The organism is Sphingomonas faeni (genome assembly GCF_030817315.1).
GTDB lineage: Bacteria > Pseudomonadota > Alphaproteobacteria > Sphingomonadales > Sphingomonadaceae > Sphingomonas > Sphingomonas faeni_C.
Window position 1 is genome coordinate 3211368 of record NZ_JAUSZF010000001.1, and the last position, 21928, is coordinate 3233295.

22 protein-coding genes are annotated in these 21928 nt (G+C 59.3%); 10 read left to right on the forward strand and 12 right to left on the reverse strand.

Annotated elements, in window-relative coordinates; translation table 11 throughout:
* Positions 1-117 precede the first annotated feature (117 nt).
* Entirely contained in the window at positions 118-336 is a 219-nt protein-coding gene (locus QFZ54_RS15050; RefSeq protein ID WP_307088397.1) for a hypothetical protein, read from the reverse strand.
* Positions 337-1144: 808 nt separating this feature from the next.
* The gene (locus QFZ54_RS15055) at positions 1145-2041 is read right to left on the reverse strand and encodes a HEPN domain-containing protein (RefSeq protein ID WP_307088398.1); all 897 of its coding nucleotides are present in this window, start codon (positions 2039-2041) and stop codon (positions 1145-1147) included.
* Positions 2042-2675: 634 nt separating this feature from the next.
* On the opposite strand from QFZ54_RS15055, the gene QFZ54_RS15060 reads away from it, so the two are divergent.
* On the forward strand, positions 2676-2822 hold the full coding sequence (locus tag QFZ54_RS15060) for a hypothetical protein (RefSeq protein WP_307088400.1): 147 nt from the start codon (positions 2676-2678) through the stop codon (positions 2820-2822).
* Between the two features lie 50 nt (positions 2823-2872).
* Here QFZ54_RS15060 and QFZ54_RS15065 read toward each other — a convergent pair whose 3' ends face one another.
* The gene (locus QFZ54_RS15065; RefSeq protein ID WP_307088402.1) at positions 2873-3085 is read right to left on the reverse strand and encodes a hypothetical protein; all 213 of its coding nucleotides are present in this window, start codon (positions 3083-3085) and stop codon (positions 2873-2875) included.
* 225 nt (positions 3086-3310) lie between these two features.
* On the opposite strand from QFZ54_RS15065, the gene QFZ54_RS15070 reads away from it, so the two are divergent.
* Positions 3311-3460, forward strand: a complete 150-nt coding sequence (locus QFZ54_RS15070) for a hypothetical protein (RefSeq protein WP_307088404.1) — start codon at positions 3311-3313, stop codon at positions 3458-3460.
* 508 nt (positions 3461-3968) lie between these two features.
* On the opposite strand, the gene QFZ54_RS15075 is transcribed toward QFZ54_RS15070, so the two are convergent.
* Positions 3969-4160 (reverse strand): hypothetical protein, encoded by a 192-nt coding sequence (locus QFZ54_RS15075; protein ID WP_307088406.1) that lies wholly within the window; start codon positions 4158-4160, stop codon positions 3969-3971.
* A 210-nt stretch (positions 4161-4370) separates the two neighbouring features.
* Between QFZ54_RS15075 and QFZ54_RS15080 the strand changes: the two genes are divergently transcribed.
* On the forward strand, positions 4371-4943 hold the full coding sequence (locus QFZ54_RS15080) for a hypothetical protein (protein ID WP_307088408.1): 573 nt from the start codon (positions 4371-4373) through the stop codon (positions 4941-4943).
* Here the strand turns inward: QFZ54_RS15080 and QFZ54_RS20440 are convergent.
* Positions 4851-5633 (reverse strand): response regulator transcription factor, encoded by a 783-nt coding sequence (locus QFZ54_RS20440; RefSeq protein WP_373458543.1) that lies wholly within the window; start codon positions 5631-5633, stop codon positions 4851-4853. The two genes, QFZ54_RS15080 and QFZ54_RS20440, sit on opposite strands and share 93 nt — an antisense overlap.
* A gap of 129 nt (positions 5634-5762) precedes the next feature.
* Positions 5763-6242 carry a hypothetical protein gene (locus tag QFZ54_RS15085; protein ID WP_307088409.1) on the reverse strand — a complete coding sequence of 160 codons (480 nt, stop codon included), beginning with the start codon at positions 6240-6242 and terminating at the stop codon, positions 5763-5765.
* 283 nt (positions 6243-6525) lie between these two features.
* Here QFZ54_RS15085 and QFZ54_RS15090 point away from each other — a divergent pair, with 283 nt between their 5' ends.
* Positions 6526-9414 carry a TonB-dependent receptor domain-containing protein gene (locus QFZ54_RS15090; protein WP_307088411.1) on the forward strand — a complete coding sequence of 963 codons (2889 nt, stop codon included), beginning with the start codon at positions 6526-6528 and terminating at the stop codon, positions 9412-9414.
* A 95-nt stretch (positions 9415-9509) separates the two neighbouring features.
* On the opposite strand, the gene QFZ54_RS15095 is transcribed toward QFZ54_RS15090, so the two are convergent.
* Together QFZ54_RS15095 and QFZ54_RS15100 are read right to left on the reverse strand one after the other, a co-directional pair.
* Positions 9510-11183 carry a putative 2OG-Fe(II) oxygenase gene (locus QFZ54_RS15095; protein WP_307088413.1) on the reverse strand — a complete coding sequence of 558 codons (1674 nt, stop codon included), beginning with the start codon at positions 11181-11183 and terminating at the stop codon, positions 9510-9512.
* Positions 11180-11908: a 2OG-Fe(II) oxygenase gene (locus tag QFZ54_RS15100; protein ID WP_307088415.1), complete on the reverse strand. Its 729-nt coding sequence runs from the start codon at positions 11906-11908 to the stop codon at positions 11180-11182. The genes QFZ54_RS15095 and QFZ54_RS15100 overlap by 4 nt, the downstream gene beginning before the upstream one ends.
* 64 nt (positions 11909-11972) lie before the next feature.
* Here QFZ54_RS15100 and QFZ54_RS15105 point away from each other — a divergent pair, with 64 nt between their 5' ends.
* Positions 11973-12713, forward strand: a complete 741-nt coding sequence (locus tag QFZ54_RS15105) for a 2OG-Fe(II) oxygenase (protein ID WP_307088417.1) — start codon at positions 11973-11975, stop codon at positions 12711-12713.
* 25 nt (positions 12714-12738) lie between these two features.
* On the opposite strand, the gene QFZ54_RS15110 is transcribed toward QFZ54_RS15105, so the two are convergent.
* A complete protein-coding gene (locus QFZ54_RS15110; RefSeq protein WP_307088419.1) occupies positions 12739-12864 on the reverse strand; it encodes a hypothetical protein in 126 nt (41 codons plus the stop codon).
* A 663-nt stretch (positions 12865-13527) separates the two neighbouring features.
* Here QFZ54_RS15110 and QFZ54_RS15115 point away from each other — a divergent pair.
* Positions 13528-14697 (forward strand): AAA family ATPase, encoded by a 1170-nt coding sequence (locus tag QFZ54_RS15115; RefSeq protein WP_307088421.1) that lies wholly within the window; start codon positions 13528-13530, stop codon positions 14695-14697.
* Positions 14666-15865, forward strand: coding sequence for an AAA family ATPase (locus QFZ54_RS15120; protein ID WP_307088423.1), 1200 nt, complete (start codon positions 14666-14668; stop codon positions 15863-15865). Before QFZ54_RS15115 ends, QFZ54_RS15120 begins: the two co-directional genes overlap by 32 nt.
* A 326-nt stretch (positions 15866-16191) precedes the next feature.
* Here QFZ54_RS15120 and QFZ54_RS15125 read toward each other — a convergent pair whose 3' ends face one another.
* Positions 16192-16689, reverse strand: coding sequence for a hypothetical protein (locus QFZ54_RS15125; protein ID WP_307088424.1), 498 nt, complete (start codon positions 16687-16689; stop codon positions 16192-16194).
* Positions 16690-17194: 505 nt separating this feature from the next.
* Here QFZ54_RS15125 and QFZ54_RS15130 point away from each other — a divergent pair.
* Positions 17195-17740, forward strand: a complete 546-nt coding sequence (locus QFZ54_RS15130) for a hypothetical protein (protein WP_307088425.1) — start codon at positions 17195-17197, stop codon at positions 17738-17740.
* 212 nt (positions 17741-17952) lie between these two features.
* On the opposite strand, the gene QFZ54_RS20445 is transcribed toward QFZ54_RS15130, so the two are convergent.
* Positions 17953-18375 carry a DUF4279 domain-containing protein gene (locus QFZ54_RS20445; RefSeq protein WP_373458545.1) on the reverse strand — a complete coding sequence of 141 codons (423 nt, stop codon included), beginning with the start codon at positions 18373-18375 and terminating at the stop codon, positions 17953-17955.
* A gap of 669 nt (positions 18376-19044) precedes the next feature.
* Here QFZ54_RS20445 and QFZ54_RS15135 point away from each other — a divergent pair.
* Both QFZ54_RS15135 and QFZ54_RS15140 read left to right on the forward strand, forming a co-directional pair.
* On the forward strand, positions 19045-20055 hold the full coding sequence (locus QFZ54_RS15135) for a hypothetical protein (protein WP_307089495.1): 1011 nt from the start codon (positions 19045-19047) through the stop codon (positions 20053-20055).
* Positions 20052-20780 (forward strand): ATP-binding cassette domain-containing protein, encoded by a 729-nt coding sequence (locus QFZ54_RS15140; protein ID WP_307088427.1) that lies wholly within the window; start codon positions 20052-20054, stop codon positions 20778-20780. The genes QFZ54_RS15135 and QFZ54_RS15140 overlap by 4 nt, the downstream gene beginning before the upstream one ends.
* Before the next feature lie 95 nt (positions 20781-20875).
* Here QFZ54_RS15140 and QFZ54_RS15145 read toward each other — a convergent pair whose 3' ends face one another.
* The gene (locus QFZ54_RS15145; RefSeq protein WP_307088429.1) at positions 20876-21379 is read right to left on the reverse strand and encodes a hypothetical protein; all 504 of its coding nucleotides are present in this window, start codon (positions 21377-21379) and stop codon (positions 20876-20878) included.
* Between the last annotated feature and the right edge of the window lie 549 nt (positions 21380-21928).

Sequence of the window (21928 nt, forward strand, 5' to 3'; positions counted from 1 at the left end):
TGCGTCGGTGGACCGGTAGGCATTCTTAAGGGCCGCCGAGGTATCGACGTGGCGGGAGAACGGAAGGTCGGATCGGGCAACGCCCAACGCCCAACGCAATGTGGCTCGAAAGCTTCGTCAGACGAACGAAGCCGCGCCGGCACGCAGGTGTAGTATCGCCTGCCACGGCCTACCGGCCACGTTTCCGCCCAGCACCAGGACCTCGGCGCGCATTTCATCAAGGCGCCCGAGCAGAACGTCTGCAAACACCTCCATGTCGCTGTCGTTCAAGTTCGCATGGTCAGGCAGGTTGACGTCGGCGGCCGTGAAGCCTTCCGGTCCGTGGTAGACGGCCATGCCGTTACCCCCGTGTCTCGCGATCCGAGACAGAGCTTCCATCAATTCTCTCTTAGCCGCATGGCCGACGACCCATGTCGGCGCGGGTCGCTCGGATCGTGTGAATTGCTCGCGACCATCACGATCGTCGGACTCGCGGACCGTCGGATCGGCTGCAGCTAACCCATTGTCCCGCGCCGATGTCGGCCCGCCGACGACGTTCGTGGCGGCTGAACCGCCTGGCACCGTCATCGGACGTGGCTGTCGGCGTTGTCCTTTTGCAGTTCGAACGCGCCGCCCCATCCCCTCCGATGCGCTCGCTTCGTTCCGATCCGTGTTCGGTCCGCTTCGCTCCGGTGTGGAAGCTAGGGTCCGATCGAGTACCTCCTGGCGAGACGGCAGCATCGGAATGGTGTCCCGGGGGAGATGCGACGGCGGCGTGCGGTTCTCCGCACGGCAGAAGCGGCACACCCAGCCGGCCTCCCGGTGACTGCCGGGCCCGCTCCTCACGTCGACGTACCAAAGGCGGTCACCGGGGATGATCTGACGGCGGCGGCATGCGGCGGACGAACAGATAACCTGGAGTGGTTTGATGACGGTCACGGGTAATCCCTCAGGTGGCGCTTCAAGCTTAGGACGGCTGGAAATTCTCAGCAGAAGCTGAGAGAGGGAACTTTGGAAATAAAGATCTCATGATGCCGACCGCACTGGCTTCACGATGCACGAGATCAGACACGCGGCCGCGGATCTCGGGCTAGCCACCGAACAGCGCATCAGGTCCGTCCCGTTGGTCGACTTGAAGGAGGGCCATCTGGGGTATGAGGCGCGATCAGGTTTCGAGCCGGCGCCGACATACCTCGCCAACTAGGCCGTGCAGGACGGAAACACGTTCCGAGAGCCACGCGAGCTCCTCCGTGCTGACACGATAATGCTCCGAATACCGCGCTTCGACGTAGGCGCGACGCAGCAGTTCGAAGGACCTCTTCGCCGCACGCGTGTCGCGAGGCCATGCCGAGATGAGTTCAGGCGCGAGCCGCTCGGCTTGCGATCGGAGGATGTTCAACTTGTGCGACTTCGGACTGTAGAGGGACAGGACGAGCAGGACGCAATGGTACAGCCGTTCCGTCGCCTGATGGAATTGGAAGGCGGCCTCCTTCGGCGCGTCATCGCCGCGGAGGAACTCACCGGCGCGAATGAACTTTCCGGCGCTCGGATACCAGGTGTCGAAATGACGCTGCGCCTCGGTGTGCGCTTCCGCATCAGAGAGAACGGTCGCGCTGTCGAGCGGATGGTCGGGCGCTTCGTACAGTGCGATCCCGTCCCGGACGATATCGAGGAAGAACGGCCGGCCACGTCGCAACTGCCGGTTCAGGTCAGAGTGGCTGTGGACGATGAAGTTCACCGGCGTCCCAATATGCCCGGTGAGCGTCGTCTCCCGGACGAGATGATCATCAGCCATGGACCAGTACTCGACGACATCGGCCAGTTCGTCGTTGTTGACCACTACCAGCAGGTCGTAATCGGAATAGTATCCGCCGATCGGGTCGGCGACCCAGTCTCCGCGGGCATAGGATCCGAACAGGATAACCTTCAGGATCCGGCCTGCCTTACGGAACGGAGCGTTCCGCCCCGCCAAGGCATCCGCGAACTCCTCGAACAGGATGCGTACGATCATCCGCAGTTCGTCGCGTTTCGCCGCGGGGAGATGATCGAGGTCCGAGCGCATCAGCGACTTCTAGCACCTCCCCGGACGATGCGCATGAGCAATCCGGCGCCTCAACCACGGAAGTCATGGTAATCCGGGTGCGCCGCACGGCCGATGTTGCACGTGTAGATTAGTGCTTATTAGCACGCGCTGGCAGAGGTAAATGTCACTCTGCGTCCGCCTCGTCCGCCCTCTCATTCGCCGGAAAGCGACGATAGAAGGTCGAGAGGCCGACCTGTAGCACCTTTGCGACCTTGGCGGTCTTGTCCCACCGAGGCGAGGATATAGAATAGGAGCCACCCCGAGGCCGTCGACGTGCTGAAACCGCCTGTGAGCGACCCGGAAGTTGATCTTCCGTGCCGAAAGGTCCGTAGCCAGTGATAAGGCCCGGGATCGAGCGGCCGAGCCTATCGAGTCCAGACCACAGTATAATTGCCGGGACGCACGAAGCGCAGGGCTTCCGCCAGCCCTTGCCGATCGCATTCACTCCGCTCGCCTTGTCGGTAAACAGCTTTTAGTAGCCAGCTTGTTCGGGGCGTCGCTTGGCAACGCCGAGTTCTGATCGGCCGTTGAAACACGAGCGTAGCCGATCATCGTCTTTCCCGTTTTCCCATCGAAATTGGCAATTTCGGGAATCCCAAATTGGGAACAGATTATGGGAAAGGGAAACCGGCCTGCGCCCGTCAGCGCGATCGGCGCGGTCGGCGCGGCAGGTTTCCCGCCCTACGTTCCTTTTTGGGAAATGGAAAATGGCCAAATTGCCCACTTGCGGACATTGATGAAAAAAGCCAACCTTGCTTAATGCGGTTAGTAGCTATCCTGTCAGCGGCGCTGCTGAGCGGTTGTTTACAATCAGAGCGTAGCCAAGTCGATCTTATACCTTACGAGCTTGGCGATGTCGGGAACGACTTGGATGCAATTCTCACAAGAGATGCCATCAATCGTCTTACCTCCAAAGGCAAAGGAAGTTTTGGCGATCCTACGAAACTCGCTGGCTTCACGTTTCATGGCGTAAAACTTCGTTGCGTTGTTGTGGTGAGGCGTGACCGCAACGTAATCAATCATGCGCCAGACCCAGCATTTTGCTATGATAGAGAAACGAACCAGTTCGCTGGCAGGTTATGACTTTCCTTCGGCGCGAAGGGCGGAATGTCTCGTTTTCCTCCCATTCCGGCCATTACGCTTCCGCCCAATTTCGGACGTTCAGCGCCTTGATCGGACTTTCCAATAGCAGACGTTGACTGTTCCACCCGACCGCCGCACAAACCCGACATGGCGATGCACTAGACCATGTTTCTTCCGCTGCCTTTAATAGTCGCGTTCGCGATTGGGCTCGCAAAGGCGAAGACAACTAAGCAGCGCGAATTTGCCGCCGCAGGCTTGCTGATTGGGTTCGCCGCGATTGCAGGAGTGTCGGCGCTGTTCGTCAACGGCAGCTAATCCGTCGACTACGCCAAAAAGCAGCCTGTCGGCTTTCCTTCCCGTCCCAACCATTCCGCTGACCCCCAATTGTAGGCGTCCGCCACATCAAGCAAGGTGGTCACATGCGCGGCAAACGAGAACTAACGACGGGCGAGCGACGGAAAACCGGCTGCGGCTGTGCCATGTTGCTTGCTCTGGCTGGCTTCGCCGCGCTTGGAACCGTAGAAACATCGATGTGTGAGACGACCACGTTCGCCCGATCTATTTCGCCAAGCGGCTCTATGGAAGCTCGTGTCCAGATGACCGACTGCGGAGCGGTCAGTGGGTTTTCTCGCGTTGTTTGGATTCAGCCAAGATGGCTACCAAGCGACCGCTGGTTGTCCTGTCGAGCTGTAGCCTTCGATGGGACGGAGCCGATCGCTCTCAGATGGACTGCTGATAGTTTAAACGTTGCGAGTGCCGTGTCGAAAACCAGCATCATTGCGACTGAAAACGCCTGCTACGGCTGGAAGGTCGACTTACACCTTCAGCCTTGATGCAACGCCGAATGTCCGCCTTCCTCCCAACCTGGACATTCCCGCAATGGATCGATTTCGAGAACGTCGGGATCGGTAGAAAACGCCCATGTGTGGACATTCCCGCCCCCTCTCGCGCTTCCCAGCTTCAGACGTTCGTTCATCGCCGCATCATGAGGTCTTCGGTTTTCGATTTCAGTCATGAACGTCGTGATCGGCAAGCAGGACCGTATGTTCGGGCCGCGAAGGTAGCCCGCCCCCGTAGTAGGCAGGATACGGGGGTGCACCGGATGCGTCGGCACCTAGCCCTAAGCTTGATTGAGGGCGGACGATGGAAGAGGATAGCGAACTTTTCGTCGGACTCGATACGTCGGAGTTGAAGATCTTGGTCGTGGTTGCCGATGGCGAACGGAATGGCGAAGTCCGGTTTTTTTAGCGACATCTCAGCCGAGCCGGCGTCGGTGTTGACCAAACTGGCAAAGCAACCCGCCAAGCTTCACTTCTGCTATGAGGCTGGTTTGAGGGGATACGAGCCTTACCGCCAGATCATTGAGCTGGACCAGGGTTCCGAGCTAATAGCGCCATCGCTCATGCCCAAGCGTCCCGGCGACCGGGTCAAGACCAACCGTCGTGATGCCGTAAACCTAGCCCAGCTCGATCGGGCTGGCGAGCTGACCGCGGCCTGGGTACCAGATGAACCGGATGAGGCCATTTGCGATCTGATACGAGCGCAAGAGGTCGCCACCCTAGCCCAATCTCGCTTAGAAGCCGCCAGCGACACCGATTATCGGGAAGCAGGCTTGCGGGGGTGGAAGGTATTGGTCTCTTCGACAGCGTCAGTCGCCATCGTATGGTTTACGGAGTGTTCGTCCATCAGGCTCCACGACGAATTCTCATCCCCTCCGCTTCGCATCGGCGGGGGCTACCATTCTGTATCCCTGCCCGCGAACCGTCTGGATCAAATCCTGCCCACCGTACAAGGCTAATTTCCTTCGCAGCCGGCTGACATGGACGTCAGTAGATCGTAGATCTACGCCGTCGCCAGAAGTGCTGACCAGGCTCGCGCGATCTTTGACGGCATCTGGATCAATGAACAAGCGACTCAATATAGCATACTCGACAATTGAAAGTTTCAGCAATTCCCCCGAAGGAGAGGTTAACTGCCTATTTGTGGAATTTAGCACCCAATCCGCAAAACTCAGCTTACCCTGAGAGGACTGGCAACTACACCCTTCGACCAGACTATCATGACGTTCCTTTTCGCTCAAACGGCGACGAAGTATGGCACGGATCCGAGCCGTCACCTCTCGAGGATTGCAGGATTTTGAAACAAAGTCATCGGCGCCTAGCTCAAACACGACTATCCTGTCCGTATCATCTTCCAGACTAGACCTTACCATGATCCCTGGTAGGTTCCGATAGTTGCTTAACCACTTTACAATATGCAAACTATCAGTGTCGGGCATTAAAAGGTCAATTACTATTAGATCGTAATCTATCATACCAACGCATACGTTCAGATCATCGGCGGTTTGTACCCGGTCAACAGTCATGGCATGGCGTCTTAACGTCTCAAGAAGCAAGACGTCATCATCATCAGTCTCGCTGGTCAAGATCAGTATGCGCGGTCGGCTGTTTGATCTGGCAGTGATTGAATCGAACTGGTCATTAAGCATAAGTATCGCTGTCGTTCATATGTAAGGGTATCTTCGCTAGCCGACTTATCAGTTCGAGCCCCCGAACGTCACCGAACTGTGGGTGAAGCCTGCACTTCTCGTTTCTCGCCCTTAGGCAGCGCCGTCCATCTATTGCAAGCGCTCGATCCGCAGGCTTCGATCGCCGTCGAAGGAGGCGACGAAGGTGCCAAGTGCGGCTCGTCTGATCTTCACCGGGTCTCCGATTCGAGGAGGGAACCGCGACGGTTCGGTAGTCCTCCACGTCGAACCGTCGGCTAAGCGGACGACCCAGCGATCTCGTCCCGATCGGGTCACGGTGCTGACCGAAGATTCGAAGTTCTGGATCTCAGGCATCCTCTCGCCCGAACGGCCGAAGAGATTGATCGTCGGGAGCTGAAAGCCGAAGAGCGACCGGCGTTTCTCCGCGACCTCATCACGGCTGAGGACAGCTAGGCCGTCGCCGGCGCGTGCGACTTCCAAGGCGGACGATGCCCGATCGAAACAGGCTAGCCGACCGGCCGGCTCTGCGATCGCTCGACACTGCGTGACGGCGTCGATCAACTTCTCGCCATTGCCGATGCTCGGCGCGGTCTGCGCTGACGCCGGCATCATGACGGCGAAGATGGATATCGCAGATAGTGTAAGCCGGACATGTCGCACTTCGCTTCTCCCTCTTCATTGATAGCGTCTGCAGTTCCGCGGTGTGTCCGATTTGCCACAACAATGGCGAAACGCCTGATAGCGGATATTTCCGGCGCTTCCTACATTGCAACATTGTTTCAATAGAAGATACTAACAGTCATGCTTGGGTGCCTCGACGAGGGCCGAGGCTTCGAATGCTGCAGAACGTGCACAGCATGGTTGCGGACATACTTCTAAGGGGGATTACACTATGAACTTTCGTTCGCGTCTACTCGCAACGACGTTGGCGGCCAGTGCGGCAGCCGTCGTGGCTCCTGCCTATGCACAGACCGGTCCGGGATCGGATTCGGGCACGGGAACGCCGACAAACAACATCGATCAGAGCGCGACCGGCGAACCCGCCGAAGGCGACACTGTCGTCGTCACCGGGTCGCGCATTAAGCGTCGTGATCTGGAGACCGCCGCTCCCGTCGCCGTTGTCGGTCAGGAAGAGTTCAAGCTTTCTGGCACCGTCAACGTCGAGCAGGTGATAAACACGCTGCCGCAGGTCATTCCCGGCAGCACGTCATTCTCGAACAATCCAGGTGGCGGGGTCTCGACACTCAACCTGCGCGGTCTTGGTGAGAACCGTACGCTGGTACTGGTGAACGGCCGCCGCTGGATGTTCTACGATTCATCGCAGATCACCGACCTCAACACCATTCCGGCTTTCCTGCTCGAGGGTGTCGATGTCGTAACCGGCGGGGCGTCGGCCGTGTACGGTTCCGACGCTCTAGCCGGCGTCGTCAACTTCCGCCTGCGGACCGATCTGACCGGTGTCGAGGCCGGTGGTCAGTACAATCTGACCGAGCGCGGCGACGGTCGTCGTTACGAGGGCTATTTGGCGATCGGCACTGCGCTGAATGACAACCGCGGCCATGCGACCGTCTACGGCGAATATTACCGTCGTGAACCCATCTTCCAAGGAGCACGCAGCTATACTCGGGAAGCACTGGGCGAGAACGGCGATTCCTCGGCGCTCGTCCCCGGTGGCTCTTCGACGACGCCCGACGGCCGGTTCACCTCGACTTTCGCGCCTTCAGCCTGCCCGACCGGCAACGTGTATTGCGGCGGCGGGGCCTATTTCACTGCGCCAGGCGTCAGCCGACCGCGGGTCGGAACGGACCTTTACAACTTCGCGCCGGCAAACCTTCTTCAGGTTCCGCAGGAGCGCTACCTGATAGGGGGCTACGCCGATTACGACATGGGCGGCGGCAATACAGCGTACCTGGAGGCATCGTTCGTCAACAACCGCGTCGCCAACGAGCTAGCGGCGACCCCGGTCACGGGCACGTTCCAGGTCAACATCGCATCGGTTTCGCCGTTCCTCAACGCGGCGAATATAGCAGCGCTGCGTCAGCTGGACTCGGTAGTAGCAGCCGGCAACACCGTGGGCGACGGTGTCGTTCCGCTTTCGGTGTCACGTCGCGTGGTCGAGACCGGATCGCGCAATTCGCTCGACGAGCGTAACGCGTTCCGCATGCTCGTCGGCGTGAAGGGAGGTATCATCGAAGGCTTCAACTACGACGCCTATTACAGCTATGCCCGTACGCGGAACTCGAACGTCCAGTCCGGCAACATCTCGCGGTCGGCTTTCCAGGCCGGGCTCAACGGTACGGCATCCCCGATCAACATCTTCGGACCGAACACACTGACCCCGGCGATGGTCGATCAGATCACGATCCTCGCGCAGAACGGCGATACGTCCGTGCTGCAGGTCGCCAACGCATCGGTAACCGGCAGCCTGTTCAACTTCGGCTTCGGCGGCGACGACGTCAGCATCGCCGCGGGTGGCGAATATCGCAAGATGACGTCCGAGTTCATTCCCGACACCGCATTGTCGTCTGGCGACGTCATCGGCTTCAATGCCGGCGACCCGACTGCAGGCAGCTACAACGTGAAGGAACTGTTCGGCGAAATTCTCGTCCCGATCGCCGCGCGCACCGCAGGTATCTACAACCTGGAAATAAACGGTGCAGGACGCTATTCGGACTATTCGCTGTCTAATGTAGGCGGCGTCTGGACCTATGCAGGCGGCATCACCTACTCGCCAATCCGCGATATCAGCTTCCGCGGTCAGTATCAGCATGCAGTTCGTGCTCCTAACGTAGCCGAGCTGTTTGCAGGCGGGGCGGTGAACTTTCCGGGGGCGGTCGACCCTTGCGCAACGGCCGCTGCAGCATCCAACGGTACAACGAACGCTCTATGCGTCGCGACGGGCGTTCCGGCCGCACTGGTTGGTACGCCGGGCGTCCAGCTGAATACGCAGATCCAGAACCGGACTGGCGGCAACCCGAATCTGCAGGAGGAAACGTCTGACTCCTACACCGCGGGTATCGTGCTGCGGCCCAGCTTCCTGCCTGGCCTGTCGATGACGGCGGATTACTTCAACATCAAGGTCGAAAACACGGTCTCGACGCTTGGTGGTGGTTTGGCCAACTCGCTCGATCTTTGCTATAACGTCGTCCAGGACATCAACAGCCCCTATTGTCAGGCGTTCGTGGGCACCCGCAACGCACTCGGGCAGTTCGACGCGAGCAACCCACCGCTTATCGGCAATGCGAACGTGTCGACGCTGAAGGTCGAAGGTGTCGACGTTCAGGTCGATTACCAAACGCGCTTCCCGCTTTCACTGACGGGCAATGGAGACTCCAAGCTCTCCTTCTTCTTCCTCGGCACCTATACGCGGAAGAACGACCTCACGCCGGTTGCGGAGTTGCCGGACACGGTCAACGAGTGCGCCGGCAGGTTCGGTGTCCTGGCGTGTGGAAACCCGACGCCCAAGTACAAGTGGACGTCGCGCGTATCGTGGATGGACGGTGGCCTTACGACAAGCGTCCGTTGGCGGCACCTGTCGGCAGTACGTGACGATGACGATAGCACGGACTATTTCGTTGAGCGGATTCCCGCGTACAACCTGATCGATCTGAGCTTCTCGTTCGACATCACGGATCAGTACAACCTGTCGATGGGCGTCAACAACCTGTTCGACAAGAATCCGAGAATCCTCGGGTTCAACCAGCAGCAGGCCAACACCTACCCCAGCACTTACGATGTGCTTGGTCGTGACTTCTTTGTCTCGACCCGCTTCAAGTTCTGATCCGGTACGCGGCGGGCTGCGGCCCGCCGCCTTTCAGAACCTGTTCCATCAGCGCCTGTACGGGAAACCGTACGGGCGCTTATTTTATGAAACGGTTAGCGGTAGGGGGCGACGTCGAACGCGACTGTCATGCGCTTGCCCGTGCTAAAGCGACGCGTGCCGTGGTACAGCGTGCTCGGAAACAATGCGCAGAAACCCAGCTCGGGTTTAACGATCTGAACAGGTGGCAGCGCGAGCCGCAGATCGGCGGGCGGACGGCCAAGTTCCAATCCTCCGGCAAAAGGGTCTGCGCTCTCCGGTTCGGGCATTGACAGATAGCATGCCGAAGACAGAACGCCTTCGGGATGGATATGGCCCGTATGGAACCCGCCCTGCATCAGTCTGACAGACCAGCTACCGGCGACGCGCATGGGAGCATCGCGATACCGCAGTAGCGGATGCCCATCATCGCGAGGCGGAAGCGCATTCCGGTATCGTGTGATCGTTCGCACAACCGCCTCGTGGAACCGCGCGATCTCAGCTTCGCCGCGATCAAACAGTCCGCCGCGCGTCTGGCTGCCGTCGCGGACCGACTGGCCGATCGGCATGGCAGCGGTGTCGTGAAAACGATCAAGCACGGCTATCGCTGCATGCAGATCACGGTCACTCAGCTCGAGGGGCAGGAGACGGACAAACGTGTCCTGGTGAAGCCAAGCATGCCGCGGATCCTGGAGCATCCGCCAGGCGATATCGCGAAGCGCCCACGCCGCGACGGGGCCGTTGGCCTCGGCTATCGGGGCGAGGAGGCGTTCGGCGCGCTCCGGCTCCTCGCGCCGCAGCCAGTGACGCGCTTCGTGCATAGACCGATCGTCAGTGTCCAGGGTCAGGCGCGCGAAGATCGCTTCCGCGACGTCGTCTTCACCGGCTTCGCCCCGGTGAACGGCTTCGCGCAACGCGAGTTCGGGGTCCTCGGGGCATGCCCGGTGACCGATCCCTGCTGCATCGGCAGCCTCATGATAGTGATCGACGCCTGCTAGCATGCGGCACCACGAACGATACAGAAGAGCATTGTGGGGAAAGCGACGGACAGCGACTGCGTAATGCAGGCAGAAGTCCTGCCGTTCTCCGGCCGCCCAACGCAATTGTGCCAACAGTTCGAGTGCGTCCGGCCATTCCGGAAGCTGCTCGACGAGTGCTTCGGCTATCTGGCGCGCTTCCGCAGTACGTCCCACGTGATCGAGCGCGTTTGCGCGTCCCAGCCAGAGCAGGGCATCACCCGGTGCCAGGGCAAGCGCGCGATCGAAACGCTCCACCATGTCATCTTCGCCGCGGTCGAGCGCCATCCGTGCGCGTCCATGCAGCGCCAATGCGTGCGTGGGCGCGAGCGACAAGCATTGCTCGTAGCTGCGCGACGCTGAGACACGATCATCCAGCGCTACCTCGAGACCCGCACGCGCTGACCAATAGCGTGGCAGTCCCCGTAATCGGTGTTCCTCGGCGCAGAGTGTTGAAAGCGCCTCGCGTTGCTTACCCATTGCCGCGAGTGTGATCGCCCGATTGACGATGGCCTCGCCGAAATCGGCGTTAGCGGCGATCGCCCTGTCGAAACATGACAAGGCCTCGTCGTGACGTGCGGCTCTTGCATGAAAATTGCCCGCGCTGTTCAGCAGGGCGGCATCGCGGGGATATCGCACAGCTGCTTCGGCGAAGAGGCGGACCGCAACGGCATCGTCTCCAGACCGCGCCGCAGCCAGAGCGCGGTCGCGTAGGCTCGCGGCACCGTGCATCATCTGTCGCGAAGCCACCCCGTAACGGCAAACCGCGACGCGCGCGCAAACGGCGGGACGTAACTGACCTGATGCCTCTGAGGCACGCGGAACAAGTTCAACGCGTTGAACCGCGGACGCCATCCGGCGACGACATCGCCATCATCGTCGAGAAAGTTGAGATATCCGCCCCAGTCGGTGTGCCAGTCGTCATCAGCGACGTTCAGGACATACGCTACGCGGCGTCCCTCCGCCGCATGACTGTCGTCGTGAAGAGCGAGAAAGTCGCCGGCACTGAAGAACGTGGCTTGTGCATCAGCTTTGATGAGTTCCGGTATGCCGGTCACGGCCCGTGCGAGGTTCAAGAACGGCGCGTCATTCAGGTGTTCGACAAGCAGATCGTGGAGACCCCTGGCATTCCACTTTTCGATGTAGGCATGGACCATGGGATAATGCGCGAAACGAAATGCATAATCCCGTGATGCGGCCGCGGTGTTCACGGCCGCTGCGAGCGCGGTTCGGCGATCCGCCGACATCGCACGCAGTTCTTGCTGACGCATCGAAGAAGGACCGTTGGTGCCGGCCTGCCATGCCGTTCCCCAAGGCGTTTCGTGCTGGAGAACGCGACGAACGACCCGTGCCGTGTGGTCGGTCAGGAAATCGCGTATCTGTACGCGATGATCACGCGCGAAGACGGTCGACGCCGTGGTCACATCTATCGTCGGATTGATGTCGAACAGACGCTGCATCACGTGATCGTATTTTCCATTGGATCGTCGACGCGGGAGCATCGCGTGCGATAGGGTGGACGGCATGTCATCTTATCGCTTTTCCGTGAACCCAGCACTCAATGCAACCGCGTTGGCGGATCAGTTCGCGCGTGATGGTCGATTGCACATAGCGGATTTTCTCGAAGCCGAATGCGCCGCAGCCCTCCACTCCCTGCTGAGAAAGCGGACGGACTGGCGCTACCTCGTAAATAGTGGTGATCGCACGATTGAATTGGACCGTGCCACGCGGGCCGCCATGTCCAGTGCCCAGCGCGATGCCTTGGACAATGCAGTCTACGCATCTGCCCGCAGGGGCTTTCAATTCCGGTATGAAACGATACGCGTTCCCGATGACGAGGCGTCACGTCGCGCCAGCGACGATCCACTCGCTGCGTTTGCCTCGTGGCTCTCATCGGGTGAGCCTCGCGCGTTCCTACGGACGGTCACGGGGGCCGGGGATATCGATTTCGCCGACGCCCAGGCCACGGCCTATGGGCCCGGGGATTTTCTCACCGGTCATGACGATGCCGTCGATGGGCGCAATCGTCGTGCCGCCTATGTGCTCGGTCTCAATCCCATCTGGCGAACCGAATGGGGTGGACTACTGGTTTTCCATTCGGACGGCAAAGGGTGGCTGCGGGCCCTGGAACCCCGGTTCAACACTCTGAATCTGTTCAGAGTACCACAAATGCATAGCGTGTCCGAAGTAACGCGTGCGGCGGCTTGGAGGCGATACTCAATAACAGGCTGGCTGCGCGCCACGGGTAGCAAGCCTGACTCGTAAAGCAGTTAGACCTCGGGTTCGATGGTCACGTCGGGCAGTCGGCGTCGCGAACCAGACGTTCGATGGCAAGTTCACCACCGATCTGGAACTGAGCTACACGTTCAAGTAATTCACCCTGTCCGTCGGCGCTCAGAATTTCACCGACGGGCATCTTAATCGGCTGACTCCCAATTCAACTATGCGGATCTATCCGCTCACCGGTGGCACATCGAACGGTTAGGTTCATCCGCGTAACGGCGGCCCGTTCGGCTTTGACGAAGATTTTTACTACACCCGTCTACGCGTGTAAATCTGAGATGTCGTGGGGCCGCGACCGCGCACCCACGATTTACAAATCGTGACGTGGCATGTTGACTGGACTACTCTTCAGCCCCCGATCGTAGACGTCTCGCGCGGAACACTCTCAAACGAACGGACTCGTTACGCGGGAACACGCAACCACTAAGCCTGCCGCTGGTTTACAGTAAACATCATCGGCGGCCGGTCCGGTTCATCGCCGCGCTTGCCGACCGGTATGAGGACGCACATGAGGCCATACCAAGTGGCTTGGAGGCTACCCGGGAGCGGACGTCGGTTCAGGTGCAGGTTCTTGACTTGAATTCGCGATTGAGGCTGGCGTCCTTGAGCTAGGCAGCCGCTTCAGGGGAGCCGCGGGCAAGGGCTGCATCTTGAAAAGTCAGTGACGGCAGCGAATCTCAGGGAGGTTCGGAGCGACTCTCCGCCTGCGTAAAACTCGTTACTATTCAAGATTTAATATCATGTTTTCGGATGTAGGGCTTTCGCGGTCCCCTAGTCTTCATGCATTATGGTGCCGATGGCATTGCTTGGCATCGAAATCGCGATCCGGGGGGATGCTTTGCTCAAACGTTTTCAGTTACTTCGCAATGTCGGTCAGTACGCTTCAGTCAGTGCGGGCGCACAGATCCCGCTCTCGACGCTAACGCTGATTTATGGTGAGAACGGACGCGGCAAGACGACCATTTCGTCCGTGCTGCGCTCGCTCGGCACGGGCGATCCGAGCCATGTGCTGGAGCGTCACCGCCTTGGGGCAGCACACCCGCCGCACATCGTGCTGGCCTTTGCCGGGGGCGTCACTGCGCAGTTTCAGAATGGCGTTTGGTCGGCCCCTATGCCGCGTTTTGCCATCTTCGATGATGCCTTTATCGCCGCGAATGTCTGCTCGGGCGTCGAGGTCGAAGCGGGTCACCGCCAGAACCTGCACGAACTAATCCTTGGCGCGCAGGGCGTGACGCTCAATGCGGCGCTGCAGGGCCACGTGGCGCGCATCGAGGAGCACAACCGGGCGCTGACGCTGAAAGCAAACGCCATCCCGGCGCCTGCGCGCGGCAGCCTAAACGTGGATGATTTCTGCGCTCTCGCTGCGGATCCCGACATCGAGGCTTCGATTACCACGGCCGAGCGCAACCTTGCGGCCGCACGCTCTGCAGATGCGATCCGCCAGCAGGCGAGCTTTGCGCCCATCACACTTCCCATCTTCGAAGCTGATGGCATCGCCGCGCTTCTGGCCCGGACACTGCCGGACCTCGAGGCCGAGGCCGCTGCACAGGTGCGGGTGCAGCTGCGCAGCCTGGGCCGGGGCGGCGAGACATGGGTGTCCGATGGGATGACCCGTATTGCTGGCGCGTCGGTGAAGCGGGAGCACGAGGCTTGCCCGTTCTGTGCGCAGGATTTGGATGGCTCCCCCCTCATTGCGCACTATCGCGCCTTTTTCAGCCAAGCCTACGACGGTCTGAAATTGGCGATCACGGCGACGGGCCAGGGTATCAACACGACCCATGGCGGCGAAGTGCCGGCCGCTTTCGAACGGGCCGTGCGCATAGCCGCACAGTGGCGTACTTTCTGGAATGAATTCACCGACGTTCCCGAAGTCGAGGTGGATACGGCTGCTGTCCTACGAGCTTGGACGCGCTGCACGCGAGGCGGTCCTGACGTTGCTGCGCGCCAAGGCGTTATCGCCACTTGAAGCAATGACGCTGGCACCCGAAACCCATGCCCTCATTCAGGAATATGATGCCCGCCGTGCTGAGGTTGCGGCGCTGTCGGCCGCGCTGCAGGCGTGCAACCTGCCGATCGCCGTCGTGAAGGAACAGGCGGCAAACGCCGATGTCGGCGCGCGTGCGGCTGACATCGCCCGCCTGCAGGCCGTTGGCGCGCGCCATAGCAATCCAGTCAAGGACCTCTGCGAGGATTACCTTCTTGAGAAGGCGGGCAAGACCGCCACGGAAACTTTGCGCGCGCAGGCTCGGACGGCACTCAACAACTATCGCCAAAACATCTTTCCCGCCTATGAGGCGGCTATCAACACGTACCTGCAGCGCTTTAATGCCGGGTTCCGGCTGGCCTCTGTCAGCGCCCAGAACACCCGCGGCGGATCCTCATGCTCTTACAGCGTCGTCATCAACAATGTGCAGGTGGCGCTGACCGCGAATGCCGGTCCCGCCTTCCGCAACACCTTGAGCGCCGGCGACCGCAACACGCTTGCGCTCGCTTTCTTCTTTGCGTCGCTCGACCAGGATCCGCAGCTGGCGCAGAAGATCCTCGTCATCGACGATCCCATGACGAGCCTCGACGAGCACCGTTCCATAACCACCGTACAGGAGATGCGCCGCATGCAGGCGCGGGCCAGCCAGATCATCGTGCTTTCGCATTCCAAGCCCTTCCTGTGCCAGCTTTGGGAAGGCGCCACCCCGGCCGTCCGGCAAGCGCTGCTGATCCAGCGCGATACCGTGGGCTCGACGCTGGCGGTCTGGGACGTGAACCAGGACTGCATCACCGAACACGACAGACGCCACGCGTTCGTTCAGCAATACCTGCAGGCGGCGAATCCGGCAGCTGAGCGGCGGGTCGCGGTCGCGCTGCGCCATATCCTCGAAGCCTTCATGCGCGTCGCCTATCCGGCCGCATTCCCGCCCGGCATGCTACTTGGGCCGTACCTCGGGATTTGTCAGCAGCGGGTGGGCCAGCAAAACCAGCTGCTAAGCCAAGCCGACATCGACGAACTACGCGCGCTGCTCGTCTACGTGAACCGCTTTCACCACGATGCCAACGCCGCCTACGAGACGGAAGCGATCAACGACCAGGAGCTAACGCATTTCAGCGAGCGCGTGCTCGCGTTCGCGCGCCGGAGCTAGTCAGATGTGGACCAAAAGCGCCTTTGCCGCCGGTACACAACCGCCGATGATTTGCTTAGGGTCTTGATGTCCGAGAGTCGCGGTCATACCGTCCGTCACGAAAAGCAGGTATGCCTTCTCCCTCGTGAACGGCAGCTCGCTAACGCTGACTGCCCGAAGGCAGCCATTACCGTTTCCACCAGAAAACGGTCCGTCGGCCCCTGCTCCACAGCCTGAACGAACGTCCGGTTACGCCGATCGCTGCCCGAAAACGGCCGGACCGCTTTCCTCCCTATTCCGGCCATTCCGCTTAACGCCCAACCCGGCCATTCCCAAAATTCGATGGGTTAGAACCAGACCAGCCGCATCCAAGCTACTTTTTGACCACGCTTGCCTTCGCCGATCAGCGTTAGGTGATAGGCTTGAGTATGAAGGTCGGGCAGTTGTGAAATAGCTCCTAACCGAACGGGCAATGTCGCAAGGATAAGGAACCGTTTGCCGTCGAAGGCGACGACCAGCGACCGCTCTGTCAGGTCTTCGGCGTTCCATACCCCAACCGAAGTGTAGCCGTCCCGATAAACGTTGCCATCGGCTGCAACGAAACGGTAGCCAACGATATTTGGTGTCACGGCAGGCCGCGCCGGGACAAAATCATTCACGTAACCGCTGTTCCCGATGCGAGCGTTGGAAGTGCCCACGATGCCGCTTTTTTCTTGGATACTGGTCCATGAAAACCAGCATCCCGATGTTCGCGAGTGCACTGCGCCAGGAGAGAGATCAAAGTCGGTAAAGCGTGGGTCAGATGAGTGCAGCATCAACGCCCAACTATAACGAAGCTGATCCACGCGTGGCTCACCGGGATCTGGCCAGCCGGGATGTGCCCGATAGCTGCCCCCCAGCATCTCAACTGTTAGGGGAGCGGCGGTGATCGCAACAGGTTCCCCAAAGTGACCCGGGCACGCCGGCTTTGGCATGATCGTGGTGGCAGAATTGGAAGTTTGTGCGGTCGCAGAGGCCGCGATCAACCTCGCAACGATTATAAGTATAGTGCGAGCAAGCATGGCGTAACGTAACACGTGCAAGCTCGTGCGCTAGAGGGCGTCACTCGCTAGCTTCCCATTGCTGTTTTGATGCAAACTTGTGATTTTGCCATTAGGAATGTCAAATGAGATCGGGAAACCACAGTCGGCTGTTTCCAACCCGGCCATTCCCGAAACTCGATCGCTCGCGAGAAAGCCGGTTCGACAGCGTACGGTCGACTAGGTTAGCTCCGAACTGCCAAACTCGTGACAAATACGGATGCTTACCTCTCCCAGTTGCCCTGCGGCGATCGGCCGCTAAAGTCACTGAATGATCGACATGTCCCCAGTTTCACCACATTCTTATCCATCGACCCTGACGCAGAAGTTGCTACAATGCGGTCTTCGGAATGGTAAGTTCGCGGTCGAGTACGATCATGACTTACAAGGATATGAAATTATAATTGCGCATGAGGCAGGAGTAACATGCGAGCAATTTGATTGTGTGCGTGAGGTAGCTGGCACCGAGTTAGTGACCTTTCACGACGCTAAATTGCAGCAGGCGTATGACGCCAGAGTGCGTGAGATTGAGATGCCAGGTAAACTTGCTGCTGCCCGCGCCAAACTCGAAAAGTATGGTGTCCTAGCAAACTTTCCCGAACGGCGTAATTTTATATCTGACGAACTATTTGCCGCAGCCTTGGAGCGCCAATGTGGACTGGAGGTAGGCTCCGTTTTCCTTAAAACTCGTTCGGGGTTAACATTTCACCCGAGCGTTGACGTCAAAGAAAAAGAGCAATGCCTAGACTGTGTCGTAGACGTGATAATGTATGTCGCTGCGAAGGGCGAAGTCTTCAAGTGTGGCTTTTCAGGGTAGCGAAGATTCCTAGGCTAATGGGGTTAGCAGCTGGTTACCCCATCGGGCGCACTAGTCTAGCGGGCATCACCTTCCGGCAAGGCCGCTGCTAACGCAACGTCCGCTTTCCTCTCCATCCCGGCTATTCCGTTCACACCTGTTTGTTGCAGTTCAGGTCAGCTCGGCTTGCTCGAAAGCGGTCCTTCGTTCAGCTTCGGGCCTATTCGGCTAAGCTAGGTAGCGTCATCCGGACCATAGATGTCGAGATCAAGCAGGAGGCCCCTCTCGCTAAGGCGGGCGAGCGTCTCGGAACGCAAGGTCAACCCTTCGTTCCCGCTCGCGAGGAACAAGCCACAGAACACCCTCCCGCGAAACAGGTGCGACAACGATCGCCATACTGAGCAGTCGTCTGATAAGCCGTCTAGAAGATCGTTGATTTGGCCATCCAGATCAGCCGGCTCGCGTCGTTCAGCCACCATGCGCCACGAGCCTCGCGTAGCGACCTTTTCTGCTCCAGTGCTAGTGCGCCACGTTCCGCCCGTCCGCACCCCTACAGTCGGCTCAGCGCCGAGAGCAGTCGTGATCGCTATCGGATCGAGGTCATCGCCGAAGAAGCCGACCGAAGCTGCCGATTTGTGAAGAGCACCCATCGGCATCTAATCGCATGAACCGTCGTGCGCCGCCAGAAGCGGACTAACCGCTCTCCTTCCATCCCGGACATTCCCGAAATTCGATCGTTTTTGGGAAAGCCGGCTAGGTCACTATTCGCCTACTTGCGGACATTGAAGCCGCGTATCATACCCTGCGTATGCGCATCGCCAACGTTCTAATTATGGTAGCAACCTCAATATGGGGATTGATACTAATCGCGGGATTCTCGGTTTACTCTGGGGCAAAGAGCCTGCATTTGCCGGACCTGCCTAACTCCGGACAGATTACCTATTATCTTGGCATCCCTGCTGCCTTTCTAATTACCATTTTGACATGCGCGGTCCTAGCTAATAGCTTTAGGCGTGGGGCTAAAGGACTTGCGCTATTAGCCTTTATTAGCAGTGTGTACGCGATGCCACACATGTTGTTTTTTACCGGGGGAATTTGATAAGTCTAGATTGGCATGTTCGCCTTCCTCCCCAACCCGGCTATTACCGAAATTCGATTATGATCAAGAAAATTGTTTGGCCGAAAGCGCCCAATTAGCGGACATTTAGTCCTGCTGATTCAAGACTACCCAATCACGCAAAGCTACGGCATCGTAATAGGCGTTGTGCGGAACTTGTACTCTCCGCTAGAATTCGACCCGAAAGGCGAAAAGCGAAGTGAGTTTGATGGCTGGGAGAGGGGCAGGACCGCGTGCGCGCCTGTTTTGCTACGATCGTCGGATCGCGATCAATACTGCGCGCGCTACTCTTTCGAGTTGGCATGACCGGCTGATCGCGGCAACGATGCTGTTATTCGCTTTCGCGGCCGCGCGTTCATGGCTTTTGGATCGCGCATGGCCGATCGCCGCATGGACAGCCTTCGGTGCCGGCATATTGATCGGTCTGACCGCCGGCCGTCAAATCGCGATGAGGCTTGCGTTTCAATCCTTCGATGGGCCTTTGGCGGCTGACGCCCTGTGTCCAGCGCTCCGCGAGCGTTACCTAATCGCATGGTGTACGATCGGGCTGACACTGCTGGCAATTTTCACGGTCATAGCCCGCCCATCCCTGCTGATTGCCAGTCTACCCGGCTATCTGATTGGTGCATTCGTCGGGCATGTAACAGGTAACTTCTTCATAGCCGGCTTTGGCTCGGGCAAGGCGGGGTTCGGCCGGGTGCTCCGATCATGGATTCATCGACCCGGCGCCGGAATCCTCGCTGCCGCCATATTGCTTCTGTCACTGGCGTTTACGGCTCAATACCTACGGGGTGACGCCTTGTTTGTAGTCGCTGGTATCGAGACCGCCCTATCCGGGTTGGCGCTGACGATCGTCGATGACAGCAACGTCCGCTTCCAGACGATCGCAGGGCGGGGCGCATGGCGCATCATCGGTCGCCAAGCGCGCGGTGCGATGCTCTTCGTCGGTATAGCGGCACCGGTCTGCGCTTTCGCATTCGGACCTGCCCTCGCCCTCGTCGTTGCGGCAACCTCAATCGCGACGCTGCTTCTGATGGCAATGCGAACCCTCGCCTATCGTATCCACGGCAAGGGCTTCGCCGATTTCATCGTTTCGATGTTGACGGGACTGCTCATTCTTACGGCTTTCTCCATGCCGATCGTCCTGCCATTCGTCGGCATTGCCATCCTGTGGCAGTTGCAGCGCCGCTCGGCGGCAAGGACCTGGTTGCTTGCATGAAACCGATCATCGACCTCACTGCCGTATCGGTCGAGCGCACGGGCGAGCGTGTCGTTCGCCACGTTGACCTGCGGGTCATCGAAGGATCGTGGTTCGGCCTGATCGGGGCAAACGGGTCGGGTAAGACCAGCCTGCTTCGCGCACTCGCGGGGCGATTGCCATTCGCCGGCGGATCATGCCGCATTGCCGGCGTGGAGATGATTGCGGATCGGCCGGCGCGAGCGATGCACTTTGGTTTTTCGCCACCAGCTGACACACTGCCCGACGCGCTGCGCGGACGCGAGGTGCTGGAACTGGTTGGTGGTAATATCGAGACGATTTGGCTGCGTTTAGGTCCACTCCGCGGGGCGCTCGGTCTGGACGCCTTGCTCGACCGCTGGATTGGCGACTGCTCGGCTGGTATGCGCCAGCGGATCGCGATCGGCCTTGCGTTCGCGCAAGGCCACACACGAGTGATACTAGACGAGCCCTTCAACTGGCTCGACCCTGTTGCCGCGTTCGATCTTCGCCAAGCGCTGCGTGCGATGGTCGATAACGGACTGACGCTAATGACCGCGCTTCATGATCTTGGGACGCTTGCAGTCGCATGTGATGCGGGCATCATGCTTGCCAGCGGTAACGTTGCAATGGCACTCGACAGCCGCCTCCTCGTAACTGCCGCTCAAGATCCACAGGCATTCGAACGTCAGACCATCGAGCGGTTGAGGGCAGCATCAGCGCCATAGCGACCAGGGCTACCGCCTGCGCTCAACCTTGAGGCCGTTCCCAAAACTCCACCCCAATCGAGAAAACCAGACCTGCAGAACTCATTCCCGGGCACTTATGGGGCGGGCAGAGTAGGGAGAGGCTCCTTGGCTAGCCTGACAATCTCCGCGGCTAGATCGTCGGATGATGCTGCCGCCTTAGGCCAATAAATCATGTCGCAGATCGGTACGTTAGGGAAAGTGCGCTCTAGAATACCGAGGCAAAAGCTGCTCCTTGGTTCGTCCGCAGCTTCGATGACGCCGATGCATTCCGCAACTTCCTGAACGGTAAGGTCGGGGATGCCCGGAGGAGGTCCCATCGCTGCCAACGCCGCAAAATCACGTTCGCTGGTCCAACTGTACAGGTTGCTAAACGTGACGCTATCATACCCCTGCGATCCCGCCAGCGTATCGGCTTCGGCGATGAGCGCGTCGCACTCTTCGTCAGCATCCAAACAATCCACGATCCGAAGAATGAGATTCTGCAATGCGTCGATCCGCTCCGGCGGGGGCGTCGGTATCAGCGCCTCAATCCTGCTGGGCATCGAACCTCTCCTAACCGTCGAATAATAGTCGACCATGAACACCGCTGTCGAATAATCTCAATTCATCGAACCTCGCTTTTCGTTGCCGACATTCCGTTTCCCATTTCTCGATCGAATTTTGGGAAGCCCGCCGCCGCCAACGTGATTTCTCCCGTGTGTCGAGCCAAAGTAGGGAACGGGTGAAGCGCTTTTGGTATGATGTGACGTTGCCGCGAGACGACTTTTAGCTGCGATCAACGGAGCAGTATCTGGCAAGTCTTAGACAGCACACAACAGCCTTGTTTACTGGTTCAGGTCTGGACGCCGTCCGGTTCTCTAACGAACAACGGGCCACTCAAGAACGCATAAGGGCGGATTTGCAATAGGCCAGGATGGCGCGAGCAGCGTTATCGGGCAGATTACGATGCCCTCTTCGCGTCTCTGTCGTCATCGGACCGCTTAGAAGCGGGCCGGGCTATGGCCACTTGTTCGAGCATCATCACGCCTAAGCGGTAAGGTCGGGATTGCATGCCCGTCTGCGCCCGGGCCATCCGCGGATGCCCAAAGCAAAGCCGGTGCGACATCCCTTTCAGTATCTTCTAGATC

Bases quoted from the DNA above. Each gene is read 5' to 3' on its own strand.
- QFZ54_RS15115 (WP_307088421.1), top strand. From the start codon at position 13,528: ATGGCATTGCTTGGCATCGAAATCGCGATCCGGGGGGATGCTTTGCTC.
- QFZ54_RS15130 (WP_307088425.1), top strand. From the start codon at position 17,195: ATGATCGACATGTCCCCAGTTTCACCACATTCTTATCCATCGACCCTG.
- QFZ54_RS15095 (WP_307088413.1), bottom strand. From the start codon at position 11,183: ATGATGCACGGTGCCGCGAGCCTACGCGACCGCGCTCTGGCTGCGGCG.
- QFZ54_RS20445 (WP_373458545.1), bottom strand. From the start codon at position 18,375: ATGCCGATGGGTGCTCTTCACAAATCGGCAGCTTCGGTCGGCTTCTTC.
- QFZ54_RS15070 (WP_307088404.1), top strand. From the start codon at position 3,311: ATGTTTCTTCCGCTGCCTTTAATAGTCGCGTTCGCGATTGGGCTCGCA.
- QFZ54_RS15080 (WP_307088408.1), top strand. From the start codon at position 4,371: ATGGCGAAGTCCGGTTTTTTTAGCGACATCTCAGCCGAGCCGGCGTCG.
- QFZ54_RS15140 (WP_307088427.1), top strand. From the start codon at position 20,052: ATGAAACCGATCATCGACCTCACTGCCGTATCGGTCGAGCGCACGGGC.
- QFZ54_RS15050 (WP_307088397.1), bottom strand. From the start codon at position 336: ATGGCCGTCTACCACGGACCGGAAGGCTTCACGGCCGCCGACGTCAAC.
- QFZ54_RS15060 (WP_307088400.1), top strand. From the start codon at position 2,676: ATGGGAAAGGGAAACCGGCCTGCGCCCGTCAGCGCGATCGGCGCGGTC.
- QFZ54_RS15090 (WP_307088411.1), top strand. From the start codon at position 6,526: ATGAACTTTCGTTCGCGTCTACTCGCAACGACGTTGGCGGCCAGTGCG.
- QFZ54_RS15110 (WP_307088419.1), bottom strand. From the start codon at position 12,864: ATGCCCGTCGGTGAAATTCTGAGCGCCGACGGACAGGGTGAATTACTT.
- QFZ54_RS15135 (WP_307089495.1), top strand. From the start codon at position 19,045: ATGGCTGGGAGAGGGGCAGGACCGCGTGCGCGCCTGTTTTGCTACGAT.
- QFZ54_RS20440 (WP_373458543.1), bottom strand. From the start codon at position 5,633: ATGCTTAATGACCAGTTCGATTCAATCACTGCCAGATCAAACAGCCGA.
- QFZ54_RS15105 (WP_307088417.1), top strand. From the start codon at position 11,973: ATGTCATCTTATCGCTTTTCCGTGAACCCAGCACTCAATGCAACCGCG.
- QFZ54_RS15145 (WP_307088429.1), bottom strand. From the start codon at position 21,379: ATGGTCGACTATTATTCGACGGTTAGGAGAGGTTCGATGCCCAGCAGG.
- QFZ54_RS15055 (WP_307088398.1), bottom strand. From the start codon at position 2,041: ATGCGCTCGGACCTCGATCATCTCCCCGCGGCGAAACGCGACGAACTG.
- QFZ54_RS15065 (WP_307088402.1), bottom strand. From the start codon at position 3,085: ATGATTGATTACGTTGCGGTCACGCCTCACCACAACAACGCAACGAAG.
- QFZ54_RS15100 (WP_307088415.1), bottom strand. From the start codon at position 11,908: ATGCAGCGTCTGTTCGACATCAATCCGACGATAGATGTGACCACGGCG.
- QFZ54_RS15075 (WP_307088406.1), bottom strand. From the start codon at position 4,160: ATGACTGAAATCGAAAACCGAAGACCTCATGATGCGGCGATGAACGAA.
- QFZ54_RS15085 (WP_307088409.1), bottom strand. From the start codon at position 6,242: ATGCCGGCGTCAGCGCAGACCGCGCCGAGCATCGGCAATGGCGAGAAG.